The sequence below is a fragment of the Carnobacterium sp. GW821-FHT04C06 genome, from assembly GCF_059420345.1.
Genome location: NZ_JBWKTN010000001.1, coordinates 623,901 through 644,090 on the forward strand (window position 1 = coordinate 623,901; position 20,190 = coordinate 644,090).

19 protein-coding genes are annotated in these 20,190 nt (G+C 35.3%); 1 reads left to right on the forward strand and 18 read right to left on the reverse strand.

Annotated features, from left to right (window positions below; all coding sequences use genetic code 11):
- Nucleotides 1-111: 111 nt before the first annotated feature.
- The 13 genes from AC07SW_RS03020 to zapA all read right to left on the reverse strand — a co-directional run bounded on the left by AC07SW_RS03020 (nt 112) and on the right by zapA (nt 13,548).
- On the reverse strand, nt 112-1,377 hold the full coding sequence (locus AC07SW_RS03020; protein ID WP_236707208.1) for an ABC transporter permease: 1,266 nt from the start codon (nt 1,375-1,377) through the stop codon (nt 112-114).
- Complete coding sequence (locus tag AC07SW_RS03025; protein ID WP_034568745.1) at nt 1,364-2,269, reverse strand: ABC transporter ATP-binding protein; 906 nt, start codon at nt 2,267-2,269, stop codon at nt 1,364-1,366. The genes AC07SW_RS03020 and AC07SW_RS03025 overlap by 14 nt, the downstream gene beginning before the upstream one ends.
- Before the next feature lie 147 nt (nt 2,270-2,416).
- Nucleotides 2,417-3,679 (reverse strand): D-alanyl-lipoteichoic acid biosynthesis protein DltD, encoded by a 1,263-nt coding sequence (dltD, locus tag AC07SW_RS03030; protein WP_034568743.1) that lies wholly within the window; start codon nt 3,677-3,679, stop codon nt 2,417-2,419.
- Entirely contained in the window at nt 3,679-3,915 is a 237-nt protein-coding gene (gene dltC / locus AC07SW_RS03035) for a D-alanine--poly(phosphoribitol) ligase subunit DltC (protein WP_034568740.1), read from the reverse strand. Before dltC ends, dltD begins: the two co-directional genes overlap by 1 nt.
- 22 nt (nt 3,916-3,937) lie before the next feature.
- Nucleotides 3,938-5,122 carry a D-alanyl-lipoteichoic acid biosynthesis protein DltB gene (dltB, locus tag AC07SW_RS03040; RefSeq protein WP_494632207.1) on the reverse strand — a complete coding sequence of 395 codons (1,185 nt, stop codon included), beginning with the start codon at nt 5,120-5,122 and terminating at the stop codon, nt 3,938-3,940.
- Nucleotides 5,119-6,645: a D-alanine--poly(phosphoribitol) ligase subunit DltA gene (gene dltA / locus AC07SW_RS03045; protein ID WP_135024242.1), complete on the reverse strand. Its 1,527-nt coding sequence runs from the start codon at nt 6,643-6,645 to the stop codon at nt 5,119-5,121. Before dltA ends, dltB begins: the two co-directional genes overlap by 4 nt.
- Nucleotides 6,646-6,690: 45 nt before the next feature.
- Nucleotides 6,691-6,840, reverse strand: coding sequence for a teichoic acid D-Ala incorporation-associated protein DltX (locus AC07SW_RS03050; RefSeq protein ID WP_034568733.1), 150 nt, complete (start codon nt 6,838-6,840; stop codon nt 6,691-6,693).
- A 358-nt stretch (nt 6,841-7,198) separates the two neighbouring features.
- Nucleotides 7,199-8,977, reverse strand: a complete 1,779-nt coding sequence (gene uvrC, locus AC07SW_RS03055) for an excinuclease ABC subunit UvrC (RefSeq protein ID WP_034568730.1) — start codon at nt 8,975-8,977, stop codon at nt 7,199-7,201.
- Between the two features lie 24 nt (nt 8,978-9,001).
- Nucleotides 9,002-9,718, reverse strand: a complete 717-nt coding sequence (locus AC07SW_RS03060; protein ID WP_135018766.1) for an alpha/beta fold hydrolase — start codon at nt 9,716-9,718, stop codon at nt 9,002-9,004.
- 130 nt (nt 9,719-9,848) lie between these two features.
- Nucleotides 9,849-10,160 carry a thioredoxin gene (gene trxA, locus AC07SW_RS03065; RefSeq protein ID WP_034568726.1) on the reverse strand — a complete coding sequence of 104 codons (312 nt, stop codon included), beginning with the start codon at nt 10,158-10,160 and terminating at the stop codon, nt 9,849-9,851.
- Nucleotides 10,161-10,250: 90 nt separating this feature from the next.
- Nucleotides 10,251-12,617 (reverse strand): endonuclease MutS2, encoded by a 2,367-nt coding sequence (locus AC07SW_RS03070; protein WP_494632209.1) that lies wholly within the window; start codon nt 12,615-12,617, stop codon nt 10,251-10,253.
- 65 nt (nt 12,618-12,682) lie between these two features.
- Complete coding sequence (locus tag AC07SW_RS03075; protein WP_034568723.1) at nt 12,683-13,228, reverse strand: CvpA family protein; 546 nt, start codon at nt 13,226-13,228, stop codon at nt 12,683-12,685.
- A gap of 38 nt (nt 13,229-13,266) precedes the next feature.
- Entirely contained in the window at nt 13,267-13,548 is a 282-nt protein-coding gene (zapA, locus tag AC07SW_RS03080; RefSeq protein ID WP_074403365.1) for a cell division protein ZapA, read from the reverse strand.
- A 174-nt stretch (nt 13,549-13,722) separates the two neighbouring features.
- Between zapA and rnhC the strand changes: the two genes are divergently transcribed.
- A complete protein-coding gene (rnhC, locus tag AC07SW_RS03085; RefSeq protein WP_135024251.1) occupies nt 13,723-14,661 on the forward strand; it encodes a ribonuclease HIII in 939 nt (312 codons plus the stop codon).
- Nucleotides 14,662-14,721: 60 nt separating this feature from the next.
- Here the strand turns inward: rnhC and AC07SW_RS03090 are convergent, their stop codons facing one another.
- From AC07SW_RS03090 to pheT, 5 genes are all read right to left on the reverse strand, one after another.
- The gene (locus tag AC07SW_RS03090; protein ID WP_034568717.1) at nt 14,722-15,168 is read right to left on the reverse strand and encodes a DUF3955 domain-containing protein; all 447 of its coding nucleotides are present in this window, start codon (nt 15,166-15,168) and stop codon (nt 14,722-14,724) included.
- 193 nt (nt 15,169-15,361) lie between these two features.
- Nucleotides 15,362-15,601 carry a hypothetical protein gene (locus AC07SW_RS03095; protein WP_135024259.1) on the reverse strand — a complete coding sequence of 80 codons (240 nt, stop codon included), beginning with the start codon at nt 15,599-15,601 and terminating at the stop codon, nt 15,362-15,364.
- Complete coding sequence (locus AC07SW_RS03100; RefSeq protein ID WP_119908315.1) at nt 15,598-16,191, reverse strand: TetR/AcrR family transcriptional regulator; 594 nt, start codon at nt 16,189-16,191, stop codon at nt 15,598-15,600. The genes AC07SW_RS03095 and AC07SW_RS03100 overlap by 4 nt, the downstream gene beginning before the upstream one ends.
- A 167-nt stretch (nt 16,192-16,358) precedes the next feature.
- Nucleotides 16,359-17,681, reverse strand: a complete 1,323-nt coding sequence (locus tag AC07SW_RS03105) for an APC family permease (protein ID WP_119908316.1) — start codon at nt 17,679-17,681, stop codon at nt 16,359-16,361.
- Nucleotides 17,682-17,763: 82 nt separating this feature from the next.
- Complete coding sequence (gene pheT, locus AC07SW_RS03110; protein WP_494632211.1) at nt 17,764-20,190, reverse strand: phenylalanine--tRNA ligase subunit beta; 2,427 nt, start codon at nt 20,188-20,190, stop codon at nt 17,764-17,766.

The following is a 20,190-nucleotide window of genomic DNA, read 5'->3' on the forward strand; positions in this document are numbered from 1 at the left end:
TGAGTTTAAAGCAGTTTATTTTATACTATTATCTTAATGGCAAAAGCTTCTAAATACAATGGCAATTTTAATTAATAAAAAAATCCTTACTTTTCAGTAAGGATTTCGGGTTTAAATCTTATTTTTTTCATTTCGCATAATAACCCACGAACGTTTAAGTGATTTCATTAAACTTGCATCAGAATAAATCAAGACATTTGAACGATACATGGTTAATGATACATACGTACAAATAATTGTGAAAACTGCCATCACAATGATCGATATGATAACGCTATTACTGCTAACTGTATCACTGGCGATTCTAAATGGCATCATAAACGGTGTGAAAAATGGAATAAATGAACCGATTTTAACTAATGGTTCATTAGGTGTGGCAAACCCATACATTCCTCCAAAAAATCCAACTAGCGTCAATAACGTTAATGGTGTAATTGCTTTACCAACATCTTCTACTTTTGAGACTAAGGAACCTAGTAACGCAGCTAAAATCGTATAAATCATAATTCCAAAAATAAAGAAGATAATCGCATTCCCAATTAAATCTTTTAATAGGCTAAACAAATCGATTCCTTTTAAAGCTTCTTCCACAAAATCAAAAGATTTCCCAATTTGATAAGCTATTAGACCTAAAATAGCATAGCTAAAAATTTGAGTGAAACAAACAAATAAAATGCCGACTAATTTTCCAAAGAAATGTTGCGTTGCAGAAACACTTGATAAAATAATCTCCATAATTCGTGTGCCTTTTTCTGAAGCAATTTCTTGGGCAATAATACTTGAGTAGTATAAAGTAAACATATAAATGGCAAATGCGACAATATAAGCGCTCCAGCGTTTAATCATAGCATCTGTTTCTTCATTGGTTTCTTCTTTATTTCCTTCAAATTTTAACGTTGTCGTTTTAACATCTGCAGGCGTAACTAGTGCTGCAACGTCTTTCTGGCTTAACCCTAATTTACCGGCTACTTGATTCGTTTGAATTGCTGTCAAAATCTGAGTAATCATCGTTGTATCCACATTGTCACTTGTTGTACTTTGAATATAATTACCAGTTATTTTATTATTTTTTTCTTCAATAACAAGATAGCCAGTTAAATCTTCTTTTTTCAACGCATCTTTAGCAGCCTTTTCAGTCGTAATTTTTTTATTAATTTTGTACTCGTCTTTTGAGGAGCTTAGGGCTTCAACAAATTGTTTATTTTCAGAAATAATGGCAATTTCTGGAGTTGTTGCGGTTTTATTGACAATATATCCAATTCCACCTGCTGCTGCCGCTATTAAAATTGGGGAAAGAACCATCATAATAAAGGCTACCGATCTGACATTTTTTTTATAAACTTCCCAAACGATAATCCAAAATTTATTTATTTTCATCATTGCCACCCGCTTTCAATTTGAAAATTTCTTCTAAAGTCGGAGCTTGTTGACTAAAGGTTGGAATATAGCCATTTTTAGTCACAATATCAAAAATTTCCTTGCCATAATGTGCGTCACTTAAATGAATAACTGCAACGCCCTCTGTTGAATAAGCAACGTTCAGCACGCCAGGAAGATTCTCCAATTCAGCAGTTGTTAAATGGCTTTCTAAAAATAATTTTGTCCGACCAAATGTTTCTCTAATTTCATTGACTTTTCCATGTAAAACCGTCTCTCCATTACGCAGCATAATTAAACTATCACAAATTTCAGCAACGTTTTCCATTTGGTGGCTTGAAAAAATGACACAACTCCCCTGCTCTTTTAATTCTATAATTCCCTGTTGTAATAAATCAGCGTTGACTGGATCTAAACCACTAAAAGGTTCATCTAAAATTACAAGTTTTGGTTTATGAATTAAGGTACAAATCAATTGAACTTTTTGCTGATTTCCTTTTGATAATGATTTGACCTTATCTGTTTTTTTACCTTTCACTTGAAATTTTTCCATCCAATAATCAATTTGAGGTCTAATTTCTTTTTTAGACTTTCCTCGTAATCGTGCAAAATAATAAATTTGTTCTTCGATAGAAATATTTGGATACAACCCTCTTTCTTCTGGTAAATAGCCAATCATATCATAATCTACCTTTTTTAACGGTTTGCCATTCCACAATATTTCCCCTGTATCTGCTGTTAAAAATTGTAGAATCAAACGAAACGTTGTTGTTTTACCAGCGCCATTTTGTCCAATCATACCTAGAATTTCACCATCGTTGATTGTAAAAGATAAGTCATTTACCGCGGTTAATGAACCGAATGTCTTTTTTAAATTTCGTACTTCTAGCATCTTTACTCCTCCAATTCACATACCCTGTATTTAACTGTTAACTTTTTTATTTATAGTTATTAGTTTATCATATATCTTTAGAATTACATAAGTTTTATGGATAAAATAACGTACAAAAAAAGTGACGAAAAATTCGCCACTTACTCATTATTCTCCCATATCAGCAGCTTTTTTATCTTGCCACTCTTTTGTTAGAAAATAATTATTTAATTTAATTACATTGGATTCCTTTGTTTTTGACTCTAAAAATGGTTTTAATTGCTTATCAAGAGCCAACCAACCACGCCAACCAATATGAATCGTATCTTGCATAAAGTAACTTTCAGAGCCATCTTGTGAAAAATCAACGACTTTAAAACCTTGGCTTTTTAATTGATAATTGATTTTTTTAGAAAATTGCTCCATCATTTCTGGAGATAACCCTGTAAATTCCATCCACTTATGATTGACAGGTGTTACTACAAAGCGAACGTCCATATTGTTTTCTTTCATTTTAGCTAATACTAATTGAAAATCTGAATATTCCGGAGAGCATTCATAGTCAAAATGAGTTTGTGAGTTTTTTAAATCCCCTTGAATCGGTTGAATTCTTGTTTGATAGAAGCCATTTTTAATCTCAAAAGGATTATTATTGCTTCCTTTTTCGCCAATTTGATAGGCTAATTTATCTAGCTTTTCAAAATTATAAACATCCGGTAGACGTTTAACTGATTTTTCAACTTTTTGTTTATTTTTATTTGTAATGAAAGCACCAAATAGATCATCTTCTCGCTCTAAAATACGCAATTTCATTTTAATATAAACACGTTGTTTCCGTGTCAAGGCTTCGCCTTTTTCTACCGAGCGTAAAGCTGAAACCATTTTGATATCGGATTTAACGGATTTATAAGTTAGTAAGCGCGATGCTGCGTAGCGACGTTCTGGTGTGTCTTTATCATTTGCTTTAATAAACTCGAAGGTTTGCAATGGTGAAAAATGCGAATCAAACATCATTCCTGGAGCGCCTTTTTTGACAAACCATTGTGGGGAAATAATAAAGACTGCTTTTTTATTTTTTAAGCTTTCTCCCATTCCCTCCATTGCTAAAAAGTGTGTTAGTGATTGAGAACCGGCATTTCCAATCAGATAAGGAGTGTAGTTTCTTTGGTATTTTTCAGCTAACACAGAAGGGTGAAACGGATCAAAACGTGACAATTCAGAAGACCCAAAGAAAGGTACCATTTGTGGCTCATTCATTGCTGTTTGGTACACTTTTTCCCCCTTCATAATATTGGTACTGATTGCTGTAGCAGAATCAGCTACTTGTCTTTTTCCAACAGGTAAAATATTAAATGGCGCAAATAAAACTCCTAGTAACATGACCACTGCTACTACTAATGGGCCTATCGCCATAATTAACTTGCGTTTCATTACATTAAAGACTCAATTTTTTGGCTAATTAAGTTAGGCGTTGCCCACTCTGCGCGGTCAAATTCAGAAACAGGTACAGAAACACCAAATCTAGCTTCTACTTCAATCAATAATTGTACAGTTCCTAATGAATCTAAAACCCCTTCATCAAATAAGTTCATATCTAAATTTTCTTTTACTTCATCTGTTCCAGTTAATTCTTCTAATAAATCTAATACTTCTTCTTTTGTATTCATAATAAAACCCTCTTTTCAATTTTTAGTGAATCATTTTATCAAAAATCCCTGAGAATATCAGGAAGCTAAAGCAGACAACGTTAAACGTAATAAAAATGGCTAACCCTTTCGTTGCAAAATTACTTGGCAGTTGTTTTTTGTGTTTCTTTTTAAAACGAAGCCACGCCTCATTGATACACATCGCAACACCGTGAAACAATCCATAAGCAATGTAGTACCACGTTAAACCGTGCCACACACCCATTAATAAGAATAAGGTTAAGTAGCCCACATTAGAAACCGTTACGCGACTCTTAAAGACTTTTTTCTTCATTAGCATAAAGACCATTCTCATAAAGACATAATCTCTAAACCAAAAAGATAACGACATATGCCATCTATTCCAAAAATCTTTTAAATTTTGGCTGATAAACGGCTTGTTAAAGTTAATCGGGGTTTCAATTCCTAATAAATAGCTGGTTCCAACTGCGAATAAGCTGTACCCTGCAAAATCGAAAAACAAATAAAAACTGTAACTATACATATACAACAATAAGCTCATTGAAAAGCCTTTTGTATGCAAAGCCATCTGTTCCGTAAATGGAACTGCAAATTGCCCAATATAGTGAGCAATAATAAATTTATACAAACAGCCTAAGAAAATCATCATAATGCCTTTTCCAAGAAGCGTTGCATATTTTTCCTTATCAGGAGGTGTCACAAAATCCTTTTCAAAACGACGGTAACGATCAATTGGACCGGAAGAAATCGTTGGGAAAAATAAAAGGAACTGGAGGAACATTAATGGATTGTATTCCTTAATGATGCCATCTCGAATTTCCATAACCATTTGAACGGCCTTAAAGGTTAAATATGAAATCCCTAAAAAGCCAATAATCGAGGTGTGTCCAGTAACGAATGGGAAAATTTTTACGATTGCTAGTGGAGCAATGGCTAAAATCACTGCGCCAACAAAGACATTCGTTTCATTTTTTTGCATTCGATAACGATGGTAAAGGTAAACTAGAAGGACTTGCCAAATAACATATACAATAATTGAAATACCTTGCTTCCAGTTGCTACCACCAAACGTCACGTACAACAAGCCTAATGTTACGAGGTTTTGATAAATCAAAAATCGCTTGCCATTTAACAATCCAATAATAATAGGTAAAAATAAAACGGTTAACATCCCAAAATATTTGGGTGCCTCATAGGGTAAACTCATGAATTCACCTCATTCATTAATCCTTTTCGATCCACTTTGCCATTTTGAGTTAGCGGCAACTGCTCGACGTAATTCCATTTTTGAGGCATCATATAGTCCATAATCAACGGCTGCAACTCTTTTTTGATTGCATTAGTCAATTGATAGTTTTTTTCAAAATCATGCTCTCTCGCCACAACGAAAGCCACTAAACTTTGAACTTTGTGATCTTTTATTTTTGGAACAACGGTTGCTGCTTTTACGTAAGATACTTGTTCGATATTATGATCAATATCTTCCAATTCAATTCGATAGCCATGAAGTTTCACTTGAAAATCAATTCGTCCTTGATAGAATAATTGATCGCCTTCATATTTTCCAATATCGCCTGTTCGATACGCTTGCACGCCGTCAATTTGATAGAAAGCTTCCGCTGTTTTTTCAGGATTATTAAGGTAACCTTTAGAGACGCTTGGTCCTGTAATCACCATTTCTCCAAGCATGCCACTTGCCACTTGATTTAACTCTTCATCAACTAAGATTACTTCTGTGTCCGACTTCACGCGACCAATTGGCAAACGTGGGTATTCTTTTGTAACGTCTGGCGTAATCAAAACCTCTGTAATCGCAACCGTTGCTTCGGTCGGACCATAGGTGTTAAAAACTGCTGCCTTTGGAAAACGGTCATTTAATAATGTTGCTGTTCGGTTCGTTAATTCTTCGCCACAAAATAGGAAGGTTTCTAACGATGGATAATGCTCTGCATCAAAATGGGGTTCCATTAGACAAATATCCATAAATGAAGGCGTTGATACCCATACATTTAAGTCTAGAGTCGGCAATTTTTCAAACAAAAGCTTGAAATTTGTTGTCACTTCTTTTGTTAAAGGAACTAATGTACCACCAGATAACAACGATGGGTACAAATCCATTACGGATAAGTCAAATGAAAATGGTGCTTGCGCTAAAAAGCGCTTGTTCATTCCAAGTGAGAAGTCATTAGCCATCCACTCACTAAAACTAATTAGGTTATCATGGCTGATTTGAACGCCTTTGGGAACGCCTGTTGTTCCAGATGTAAAAATAATGTAGACATTTTCATCTCCTTGAACAGCTTCTGATATCGGTAAGGGGAACACTTTATCAGCATCCAACACATCAAAAAATGTTGTCTTATCTATTTTCAATTGCTTCGCTTCAAGGGCAATCGGCAAATCTTCGATTGAAATCACCATTGCTGGCTTTGCAATCGAAATAATTTGTTCTAAACGCTCTGAGGGAGTATGTCCATCAACTGGAATATAAGCATGTCCGGCTTTCATACATCCTAAAAAAGTAATCAGCATCTCGAACTGCAGTCCACCAAAAACAAGAATTGGCGCTTTTTTTGTCAATGCTGTTTGTTGGTTTAAATAACTTGCAACTTTATCTGATTGTTGCATCAATAATTCAAAAGAATACTGTTGCGTTCCATCATCATAACAAATTGCATCTGGATTGCGTTCTGTCATTTTTTTTAGTCGTTCTATAATCGTTTCTGTCATTTGATTTCGTTACATATCTAAACTATGCAACTCGCTCCTTTCTTGTTAAAATTCATTATAAATAAAATTGCCACTGTCTGTATTGGTGTAATCGTATAAGTAAACCAAAATCAATAAAATGGCTAAATAGAATACGGTTTTTGCACAAAATACCACAATATCATTTTCTTTTAATTTATGAATGGCTTCTTTCATTTGAAATACCTCCTTGCCTTGTTTCATCTTCACTGAATATTACAGTCAGATTACACATTGTCATAATTCTATCATTTATTGCTATAAAAAAACATACAAATATATGTAAGTTTTGTTAAAACACCTAACACTTTTGTCACTTCGCTAGAATTGACTGATAAATTACAATTTTATCATTTAATACTACAATTTTTAGTTTACCGAATATCTCTGCTTCTAACATCCGCCTTGAGAATGAATTTCTGCTCCGTCGATTGTCCTAAATAGTCAACTTTTCCTATTATAGCGTGTTTTATCCTTTATTTCAAAAAAAAACCAAAGAAAGAAATTTTTGAAATTTCTTCTTTGGTTTAATCGGTTATTCTAGTGCACTGAAATGCTTCATTACATTTTCAGCTACGTTTTTAGGAAGTCCCACAGCTTTTAACTCTTCCATTGAGGCTTCTTGGATATTTTTGACAGACTTAAAAGATTTCAATAAATTCTTTTTACGGGTTGGACCTAAGCCATCGATGCCATCTAATTTAGAGGCAAAACTGTTTTTATTTCGCAATTGACGATGGAAGGTAATCGCGAAACGATGGACTTCATCTTGAATTCGTTGCAGTAAGAAGAATTCCTGACTGTTTCGTTTTAATGGAATGACACCTAGTTTTGGACCAAATAACAGTTCACTCGTTCGATGCTTGTTATCTTTAGCTAATCCTGCGATTGGAATTTCCAAGCCTAACTGGTTCTCTAATACTTCCTTAGCAGCGTCTACCTGCCCTTTTCCGCCATCTATCAAGACTAAATCAGGCAATGGTAGCTCATCCTTTAAAACCCGTGAATAGCGTCGATAAATGACTTCTCGCATTGACGCATAATCATCTGGTCCTACAACGGTTTTAATTTTGTATTTTCGGTACTCATTCTTAGCAGGTTTCCCGTCAATAAACACGACCATTGCTGAAACGGGATCCACTCCCATAATATTCGAATTGTCAAAAGCTTCGATACGAATTGGAGCCGGAATATTCATTGCGTCCCCTAAATTTTTAACTGCCCCTAATGTACGCTCTTCTTTTTTCTCAATCAATGAGAATTTTTCTTGAAGCGATACGCTAGCATTTTTGTTCGCTAGTACGACTAATTCTTTTTTTTGCCCTTTTTGTGGTTGAAGTATTTTAGCATCTACTAGTGCTGCTACACTTTCACGATCAATATTTTTAGGAATTAAAATTTCTTTTGGTATAAAGTGTTGATTTTTTTGATAAAACTGACCGATAAAGGTTAGAAAATCAGCTTCTTCTTCATTATAGAAAGGAAACAAAGAAACATCCCGTTCAATTAATTTTCCTTGACGAACAAAAAAGACTTGGACACACATCCAGCCTTTATCTACCGCATATCCAAACACATCGCGGTCGATAAAATCGGCACTTGTCATTTTTTGACGAATCAAGGTGGTTTCAATTGAATTGATTTGATCTCGAAATTCAGCGGCTTTTTCAAACTCCATGTTTAAGCTTGCTGTTTCCATTTTTTCTGTCAACTCATTTTTTACATCTTCGTAGCCGCCGTTTAAGAATCGTTTAATTTCTTCTACCATCTCAGTGTAGGTTTCTTTGGGAATGTCTTTCACACAACAACCCAAACATTGTCCTAGATGATAATAGAGGCACACGCGATTTGGCAACATTTTACATTTTCTTAGTGGGTAAAGTTTATCTAATAATTTCTTGGTTTCATTGGCTGCTTTAACATCTGGATAAGGTCCAAAATAAATCGCCTTATCCTTTAATACTTTTCTCGTAATCAATAAACGCGGGTATTTTTCATTGGTAATTTTAATGAATGGATAAGTCTTATCATCTTTTAACATGATATTGTATTTAGGATCATTTTTTTTAATCAAATTTATTTCTAATAACAAAGCTTCAATATTGGAGCCCGTTACGATATATTCAAAATCAACAATTTCGCTGACTAAACGTTCTGTTTTTGTGTCGTGACTTCCTCTAAAATAAGAACGAACACGGTTTTTCAATACTTTTGCCTTTCCAACATAAATAATGGTGCCGTTTTTATCCTTCATTAGGTAACAGCCAGGTTGGTCTGGCAAAAGAGCTAATTTATGCTCGATATGTTCATTCATTGGATGAGTAAAACCTCCTTTTATTTAGGAATAAACATCTTCTAAAAATGAAAATACTAACCGATTAAATAGATCTGGTTTTTTCATAATTAGAAAATGATCTGCATCTGGAATAATTTTTAATTGACTGTTAGGTAAGGAAGCGGCAATCAATTTGGTATGATCTTCTTCAATCATATCATGATCTCCCGCCACAACTAACACAGGTGCTTGAATCGTTTGTAATTGCTCTGGTGTTAGTTGGAGTTGTTTTAACATTAAATCAATGATTTGTTTACGTTGATTAAAATAGCGACTCACATTTCCTAACAGTTTAGTCATTTTATAAGCTAACTTTACTTGAAAAACAGGAAGTTTTTTCATACCATCCGTTTCTAAGTTTGCCCCTACGATAATTAACGATTGAACATATTCAGGATATTTTAAGGCTACATATAACGCGATATTGCCACCATCACTAAACCCAACAATAGCCGCCTTACGAACATTGAAATAATCCATTACTTCCACAATATCTAAGGCTAATCGTGTAAAGCTAAGGGGGTATTGGCCATGCTCTGAACGTCCATGTCCTCTTGTATCAATGGCAATCACTTGGTATTTCTGACTAAATGCTTCTATTTGGTCTTCGAAAATACTACTATCTTCTCCATTGCCATGTAGTAAAATAAGAGGTTTTCCTTCACCTGAAATTCTACAATAAATCTCGGTGTTATCAACTGGAATATAAACGGCTTTCATGCCTTGGCCTCCCTTTTAATAATTGAAATGTGTTTACTTGTTATCTAGTTTAATCCATTTTAATCGAAGTTGCAATTGACAAAAAAAGAGGCATTGCCTAGTAAATTAGGCAATGCAATCTGATTGTAACTTAAGCGTATTTTTTAATGATTTCTTCTAGTTGTTCTTTTGCGTGATAGCCAACTAATTTTTCAACCACTTCGCCATCTTTTTTAACAAGTAATGTTGGGATGCTCATAATACCAAATGAAGCGGGTACTTCTGGATTTTGATCCACATCCATTTTTACGATTTTTACTTGTTCACCTTTTTCTTCTTCTAAAAGATCTAATACAGGTGATTGCATACGACAAGGTCCGCACCACGTTGCCCAAAAATCAGTGATTACTAATCCTTCTTTTGTTTCATTTTCAAATGTTTGATCTGTAACTGCTAATACCATATTTATTTCCTCCTGTTACTTATAAATTGTAAGTTTGATTTCTAAACTTATTATAACAAACTTTTTCCTTTTTTTCTAAAATAATGCTCGCTACTTAAATTCGACAATCGTAGCGCCATTTCCACCTTGATTGGCGGGAGCTGTTTCAAACTTTTTAATGGAACGATGATTTTTTAGAGCTTGGGTTACCCCTTGTCTAAGAGCGCCAGTTCCTTTCCCGTGAACGATAGTGACTTGTGGATAACCTGCTAATAATGCAGCGTCTAAATACTGGTCCAACTCTTTTAAAGCTGATTCATAACGTTCACCTCGTAAATCCAATTGTGTTGAAACGTGGCTGTTGCTTTCTGAGCGGACAGTTGCTACCATTTTGCGTGCTGTTTCCTTTTCAGCTTGGACTCGGCTTAAATCTGATTCTTTAATCTTCATTTTTAAAATACCAATTTGAACAAGCCATTGATTGTTGTCTACTTTTTCCATTAAAATGCCTCGTTGACCATAAGAATGAACCATCACTTCATCGCCTTTTTTGAAAGTCTTTTGTTCTTTCGCTTTTTTCAAGACTTTATTTTTAGCTAGTGCTTCTTCGTGATGTAGTTTAGATAATCTTGTTTTAGCGTCAATTAGTTCATGTTCTTTAATGCCACCTTCAAATTGACCTGTTAACTGCATTTTGCGCAAATCTTTAACAATTTGGCTAGCTTCTTCTTCTGCTGTTTCGACTACTTGATTGGCTTTTTCACGAGCTTTCTTCATTAAAACTTCTCGTTCTTCATAAAACTGCGTGATTGCAGTTTGCAAATCAAGATGCAGCTGTTCAGCTTCATTGACATAATGACGCACTTCAAGATACTCTGTTTCCGTCATTTTACGACGATTTTCCAAATCTGCAATCATTTCATTTAGGTTTTGACTTTCTCCATCAATCAAACTGCTAGCTGCTTGAATCACGGTTTCATCTAATCCTAAACGTTTCGAAATCTCGAAAGCATTACTACGCCCAGGTACGCCAATTAGTAAACGATACGTTGGGCTCAAAGTTTCAACATCAAATTCCATACTTGCATTGATGGTTTTAGGTCGATTATAGCCATAGGCTTTTAATTCAGGATAGTGAGTTGTTGCCATCACAAAACTGCCAATTTCTCCTACTTTATCTAAAATCGCAATCGCTAAAGCGGCTCCTTCTTGAGGATCGGTTCCAGCTCCTAATTCATCAAATAAGATTAAGCTTTTTTCATCAATTTGATCTAAAATAGACACAATATTAGTCATGTGAGAAGAGAAGGTACTTAAACTTTGTTCAATCGATTGTTCATCGCCAATATCGGCAAAAATCTCATTGAAGATTCCCATCTGACTTTCTTCTGCTACTGGCAATTGTAAGCCCGATTGTCCCATTAATTGCAACAAACCGAGTGTTTTTAATGTAATGGTTTTCCCACCCGTATTTGGTCCCGTAATCACAACAGCTTGGTAATCACCACCAATAGTAATGTCATTTGCTACTGCTATTTTTTCATCCAATAAAGGATGTCTTGCTTGGTGAAATTTGATTTCATTTGTTTCGCTAATCAAAGGTCTCGTTCCTTTAATGGCTTTTGCATAACTGGCTTTTGCACCGATGAAATCTAATTTTCCTAATAAATAGGTATTGTTTAAAATTTCATTGCCAAATGGTTCGATTTCATTTGAAATTTCTGCTAAAATACGGTCAATTTCTTGACGCTCTTCTATTTGTAGTTGTCTTAAGCGATTGTTTAAGTCAACGACACTTTGTGGTTCGATAAATAAGGTTTGACCTGTTGAACTTTGATCGTGGACAACCCCACCAAAATGACCTCGGTACTCTTGTTTTACTGGAATCACGTAACGATCATTTCGCATAGTTACAATCGCATCACTTAAATAATGAGCACTTTTGCCACGTACCATGCCATCTAATTTTTCACGAATGTTGCTCTCTGCTCGCTTCATTCCGTTACGAATGCCTTTTAACGCTTGACTTGCGTCATCTAAAACGCGACCGTCTTCATCCACTGTTTCACGTATTAATTGGCTTAATGTTGGCAGTGTGACAAGTTTTGCTACTAGTTCATATAATTGATACAACTCGATTTCAGCATCTTTCAAGTCGTCAAAAAAGCGTGTTACTTCTGACGTCGTTTTTAAAATTTTACCGATTTGAGCAATCTCAAGGCCATTTAGCATGGCTCCGATTTCTAAGCGTTTCAAATGTGGGCGAATGTTTTGCAGTTTAGGAATCGGCATTCCACCACGCAAACGCAAGATTTTTGCACCATCCTCCGTTTCTTCCTGCCATTTTTCAACTTCCTCGATGGACGTCGAAGGGGCTATCCCTTCCGCTTGTTCTCTTCCTAACTCAGAAGAAGTGTAACGAACAAGTGCCTGTTTGATTTTATCGAATTCAAGTGTGTAACTAATTTTTTTATTCATGTCCAACCCTTCCTTCACTTCATTTCCTTAAAAGAAAACGCCCTTCAAAAAAGAAGAGCGACTCATTAACCGATTGTACCGATCCACCAATTGTAAATTTGATTGGACAGTATCGGCGTATGTTTGACAATAAACTGCGCTAAACTACTATTTTTTAACATTTCTTGGATGTTATCCATTGGAATCATGGCTAATACATATAAAATCAAAAAAATAGCAATATAAGCCACAAGTACGCTTAAAATTCCGCCACCTAAATAGTTGGCTTGTTTGATGATTGGGAAAAAAGTTAACGAATTTAAGAGTCGTCCAATAAATCTTGTAACCAACCAGCCGATAAATAAAATCAACATAAAAGCGACTGCATTATAAAAAGCTTTATCTAGCTCCAAACCTAGGGCATGATCGAAAAAAGCAAATTGACTGTTTTCGGTAGCCGATGGATAGGGAATAAAAAGTTCTAAATGAGCTCCTAGTTTTAAATAATAGAGTCTTGCCACAATATAAGAGAGCAAATAGCCTCCTGTCATGACAATTTGTAAGACAAGACCCCTTCTTGCGCCACCATAAAAATTTATCACTAAAATAATGATGATTCCTAATGAAAGCATTCTCTCATCCTTTTCTACCTGAAAGTTAGGGGATTTGATTATCCCTCTTCAAATTTTGCTAATTTAGTTTCTAACTCAGTTATTTTTTGACGCATTTTTTCCATTTCGATTTGCATTTCTAATTGATCAGAAACGGCATTTACTGCTGTTAAAACCGCCATTTTATCTAGTTCAAGATTATCTGTTAAGCTTTTAATCTGATTGATTTGCTCATCAACGGTTTCTGCTACCAGTTGAAGATGCTCAGTTGGTCTTGAACCAACAATGGTATAGGATTTCCCCGCAATGGTTGCCTTATAACGTTTTTTTCCACCTGACAAAGAAAGCCCTCCTAATGTTACATTTCCCTTATTTTACCATGAAATTGAACAAAGTTGCATTCTTTTTTAAGAAAATCACTTGATTTAAGATTAAATTAAGGCTTTCGACTCGTTTTTCAGTAAAATATGGTAAACTTATAAGAAAATCAATGGATTAGAAATGAGTGAATCCGCTTGGCAAATGATGTATTAACGGTTGCAACAGCAACTCTTAAAGAAATGAAAAATTATTATCAAGACTATTTAAAACCTACTACTCCACCTGGGGCACTTTTTGCTGCAAAAAAAAGTTCAGTAAATATCACGGGCTACAATTCTGGTAAAGTTTTATTTCAAGGAAGTTCGGCTGAGCAAGAAGCCCATATTTGGAAGAGCAAGGCCACTACTACTTTACCCTCAAAAAAAAGCACTAGTAAAAAACCAATCGACACGCCACTTCCTCACGGATTTGATTCTTGGTCCGTTATCGGAAGCGATGAGGTGGGAACAGGCAGTTACTTTGGTCCGTTAACTGTTGTAGCAGCTTATGTTGAAAAAAGTCAAATTCCATTGCTAAAGGAGCTAGGTGTGCGAGACTCTAAAGACTTAAAAGATCCTCAAATCATTGCCATTGCGAAAGACTTGATGACCTTTTTACCTTTTAGCTTGCTCAATGTAATGCCGGAGAAATACAATCAAATTCAACCAACAATGACCCAAGGAAAAATGAAAGCAGTCTTACACAATCAAGCCTTAGGACATGTCTTAGCTAAGATTTCTCCACAAAAACCTGATGCCTTTTTAATTGATCAATTTGAATTGCCTAGTACTTATTTTAAACACATTCAAGATCAACCTGCGCAAATAAAAGAGCGGGTTTACTTTCAAACTAAAGGCGAGGGACATCACTTAGCTGTGGCTGCAGCTTCTATCATTGCTCGTTATGCCTTTTTAAAAGGATTGGACGACCTATCTGCAGAAGCTGGAACGAACATTCCTTCTGGCGCTGGAAGCAATGTCGATTTGGTTGCAGCTAAACTATTAAAAAGAGGTGGCGTAACACTGCTAGGAAAATACGCCAAACTTCACTTCGCTAATACTGAAAAAGCAAAAAAAATCAGTGGTCGTTACTAAAAAAGACGCCCCTTTCAACAAAAAACATCTTCTATTCAATTGAATAGAAGATGTTTTTTGTTAACGCTTTTTGCGCTTTACTACGAAATGAACAATCCATGTGATTACACCGCTAAAAAGAAATAAGTAGCCTAGCGGTATTAAGAAAAAGTAAGGTTCATGTAACATGCCGTTGCTGTCGATTCTTGATTCTGTAAATGCACTCGACAAGAAACAAAGTCCTCCTATTAACAAGAGGCTAATACTAATCACCATCAGTTTTGCTTTTCTGACTTCACTTGCATCTTTAACTAATTTGTTTGTCATCTGTTCATCTCCTAAAATTAATTGATCGAGTGAGATATCAAATAATTTTGCAATAAGCACCACCATTTCTAAATCAGGTAAATTCCGATCATTCTCCCAACTAGAAACAGCTTGTCTAGAAACCATTAGTTTTTGAGCCAATTGTTCTTGTGTTAATTTATTATCAGTTCTAACTTTTTTGATTTGTTTGCCAAAATTCATATCTGCCATCTCCTCGTTCCATTATCCTAAAAGAAAAAAAGTTTTTTTTAAAGATTGTCTTACAAGCATGTAGGACAGTGCAACTGTCATTGTTATTAAATCAACACTCTTGATAAATTTACTACAAAATAAATTTTTTCAAGCAGTTTACTTTTGATGGTGTTTTAGTTATTGTTTCCAAAAAAATAACAATTTACTCGTCTAATGCTTTTATTTCCATTTGAGTAACCACAATGCTTGCTGCACTTAGTACACCAATTCCCAGCAATAATTTTGAAGAAAATGGAACACTTAGAAATAGACATCCAGTCGCAATCATTCCATTTGCATATTGACTTCTTTTTAACGAACGTTTAGTTGGTACCGGCAGTGTAACTGAAATTCCGATTTTCTGATTTAACTTATTTAACGAATAATGAACTTTTTTTATCATCTGTTTTCCTCCTTAAAAATGCCTGGCAATGAGTGGTCTAATAAAAATTCAAAAGATTTTTCTGTAGCTGTTAACGTATCTCGATCAATTGTTGCCAAAAATAAAATAGTGTGAATAATGTCAATCGCCTCTTTTTCAGGCAACAACAAATGCAAGTTAGAAGTGTGAATTACTTCTGAAAAAATGTCCAAGCTTTTTTCTTTTAACTGCGTGACTTGCTCTTGAGGTAATTTGGCAAAAAATAGATCATACTCTGAGTTATTAAAATTATACAAAGCTGGATACTGACGATATTCTTTAAAAAGCCACTTCATTCCTTTTTTAAAGCCTACAAAAGAAGACTCTTCCTCTTGGATAAAGCCCGCCCATGTCCTTAACAAGTTTTCTTGTACCTTTTCAAGAACTTCAATAAAAAGTTGTTCTTTGGTTTCATACATCAAATAAAAAGCACCTGTTGAAATCCCAACGGTCTTAGTTAAGTATGGAATACTCGTTCGTTTGTAGCCATTTGTCTTCCAACTCTGCTCACAAGCTCTTTTTAATTTTTCTTTAATCTGAAATTTGTCCTCCTCTGAGAATCCTCTCACCATTTTGACCCCTCCTTTTTCTTACTTTTCACTCTGTTCATGAATATACCATAACAAAAATTCATGAATATAACAAGTTTAAAATTCATACGTTATCTACTTACCTTATTCTTTGATACTAAAAAAACTTCTAGAACGTCGTGATTCACACAACTTCTAGAAGTTTTCATTTACCTTTTTTTTATTTTATTTTGTTGATATAAATACACTGGAATACCTAGTAACGTTAATAATAATCCTAAACCAGCATTTAAAGGCTGAACATATAGTGTATTTAAAATGATATAGAAACCACCTAAAATCGCAATTAAAGGAACGACTGGATAGAAGGGAACCTTGTAAGGTCGAACCAATTCAGGGTTGGTTCGTCTTAGCTTAATCACCGCAACAAAAGTTAAAGTATTGAAAATCCAAATGACAAAAACAATTAAATCCGTCAGTTGATTAAATTGTCCCGAGCAAATCATCACAATTGAAATCACCAACATTAAGATTCCACCATTTGTTGGCATATTTCCAGATTTGCTTAACTTGCTAAACCAATTGCTAAAAGGCAATAAATTTTGGCTTCCCAACGCATATGGAATTCTTAATCCAGAAATCGTATATCCGTTAATTCCACCAAAAACTGAAATTAAAATTCCAATCGTCACAAGTTTTCCTCCAAAACCACCAAATAAAGCATGCGCTACAGCGGCTGCAGGTGTATCCGTAGCTGCCAATTGAGGCGCATCTAACACGAATAAGTACGCAATATTAATCAATAAGTACACCGACATAACGATCGATAAACCTCCGATAATTACTTTAGGCAACACTTTTCCTGGATTTTTCATTTCACCAGCTAACGCGCCGACGTTCATCCATCCATCATAAGCAAATACGGTTGCAACTAAAGCAGACCCTAGGCTAGTTACAAAGGGGTGATCCGTTACGCTCATTGGCAACAATCGAACAACGCCACCTCCTGGATAAAGCAAACCTGCAATAATAATAACAGCAATTGGGATTAATTTTAACAAAGTTGAAACATTTTGAACAAAACCACCATATTTAGTTCCTAATAAATTCATCCCCATTACTAAACTAGCAACGCAAATTGCAATTGGAATCAAATACCCCATTGATAAATCAAATAAACTCGTTACTTGTGTAGCAAATATAATAGCTAATGCTGCAATATTGGCTGGAAAATAGACAATCATTTGTGCCCAACCTACTAAAAATCCAAGCCACTTTCCAAATACTTTTTCTAAGTAAATCATCATGCCGCCTGTTTCTGGAAATATCGTTCCAATCTCGGCAACTGTCAAACCTCCTGCAATCGCAATAATGCCACCTAACACCCAAGCCAATAGACCTAATCCAGGTGAGCCGGCTGCGCCATATACAGCAGTTGGTTTAAAAAAGATTCCTGCTCCAATAACCGTTCCTATCACTACTGTAAGCGCGGTTAAAGCACTCACTTCTTTTTTCAATTGTGTTCCTCCCATAAAATACGGTCACATCCTTTTTTACTAATAAAGAAAAAGAACCCTATTCAACAATAGCGTTCTTTTTCTATAATTGATTTTCTTATCTTACCACAACATGGAAGGTTTCTACTAGTGCATTTGTCACTTTTTCAAATGCTAACGTTACTTCCTCTTCTACAAGCGTTGCTTCTGGGTTTAAATAAATCAATTTGTATGCCATTGACTTTTTACCAGCTTCAATTTTTTCACCGTTATAAACGTCAAATAATTGAACATCTTGTAAATATTTTCCACCCTTAGCTTTAATCAAAGTCGTTAACTCTTGATTATCAACGGTTTCATCTACTAATAATGCCATATCTCTTGTCATACCAGGATATTTAGGAATTGTTTGATAAATCGTTGGTGCTTTTGGTGCGTCCATTACTTTTTGTAAATTGATTTCAAAACCATAGGTTTCTTTTAAATCGTACTCTTTAGCACGTAATGGATGAATTTGGCCTAAATACCCAATTTCTTCACCATCTAATAAAATCAAAGCCGTTCTACCTGGATGCATTCCGTCTAAAGTTTCTGCCTTTTGATAGCTGATTGAACCTGTAAATCCGTACATCGCAAGTAATCCTTCAAGCACACCTTTGACAGTGAAGAAATCAACTGCTTTGCCACTTTGTTGCCAATCACTTGTCACTTCTAAACCAGTCATTACACCAGCAACGTGTTCTTCTTCTAAAGGCAAGACTTTCCCTGCTACTTTATAAAAAACACGACCGATTTCATAAAGGGCAACATCTTGATTTTTACGTGCTTTGTTATAACGAACATCATCCAATAAGCCACTTAATAAGTTCATACGTAACGTACTACGCTCTTCCGTCATTGGCATATCCAACATTGTTGCTTCGCTTTCACGCATCATAAATTGACTGGCTTTCGTTGGTGTCGTTAACACATAACTAATAGCTTGTGACAGTCCTGCCCCTTCAAGGTAACGTCTTGTATGACGAACCAAACGCTGATTTTCATTTAGCATTCCAGGTGTTGCCTCACTAATTGGTAGTGTTGAAGGCAAATTATCGTATCCGTAAATCCGTGCCACTTCTTCAATCAAATCAGCTTCAATTGAAATATCCCAGCGTCTTGGTGGAATCGTTACGTCAAAAAGTCCTTCTGAATGGGTAACGCCAAAGCCTAGGCGTTCGAAAATGGCAACCACTTCTTCACTTGAAATAGCTGTTCCTAACGAGCCATTAATTCGATCTAATGTAATATTTAATGAACTATCCATTGGTTTTAAGACATTTTTTGAAACCACTCCGCTGACGATTGTGCCGCCGGCAAGCTCCACCATTAATTGTGCGGCGTGATCACAGGCTGTTAAAATAGTGCTAGTGTTGATCCCTTTTTCAAAGCGCGCGCTGCCTTCACTGCGTAAATTGAACTCTTTTGCCGTTCTACGAATGGTGGTTGATTCAAATAAAGCTGATTCCAAAGCAACAGTAACAGTATCTTCTTGAATTTCAGAATCCAAACCGCCCATAACGCCGGCAAGTGCCACTGGATTTCCACCATTTGTTACAACAATATTTTCCTCACTTAATTTACGTTCTTCGCCATCTAAAGTAACCAATACTTCCCCTTTTTTGCCACGACGAACTAAAATTTCTTTTGATCCTAAACGATCATAATCAAATGCATGAAGAGGTTGGCCGTATTCTAAAAGAATATAGTTGGTAATATCCACAACATTATTAATTGGGCGAATGCCAGCATTCATTAATTTCGTTTGCATCCATAATGGACTTTCGGCAATTTTTACATCTTTAATAATACGCATGTTGTAACTTGGAACATCTACTGAATTTTCAACCTCTACTTGAATGTAATCTGCTGCTTTTACTGAAGAGTCTTCTGTTAGAACCACTTCTTTAAAAGTTGGTTTTTGATCATAAATTGCACCAACTTCATAAGCTACTCCACGCATACTTAAGGCATCTGCACGGTTTGGTGTAATGGATAATTCTAAAATCGCGTCATCCATTGCCAGATATGGGAAAACTTCTTCTCCTGCCACTGCTTCTGCTGGTAAAACATAAATACCATCTGCGTATTTTTTAGGCACTACTTTTTCAGAAAAGCCTAATTCACTTAAAGAACAAACCATTCCATTTGAAACTTCCCCACGAATTTTGCCTTTTTTGATTTTTGCATTTCCAGTAATTCTTGCTCCTGGTAAAGCTACAATAATTTTTTGATCCTTAGCAATATTCGGCGCACCACAAACAATTTGGGTTGGCTCCTCTTCACCGATATCTACTTGGCAAATGTGCAAGTGATCTGAATCTGGATGATCTACTACTGAAAGGGTATGTCCCACAACGATTTTCTTTAAACCTGTTTCGCCTTTAAAAACATCTTCGACTTCAATTCCAGTACGAGACATTCTATCCGCTAATTTTTCAGGGGTAATCTCTTTATTTGCGTTTAAATCTAAATATTCATTTAACCATTTATAAGATACATTCAT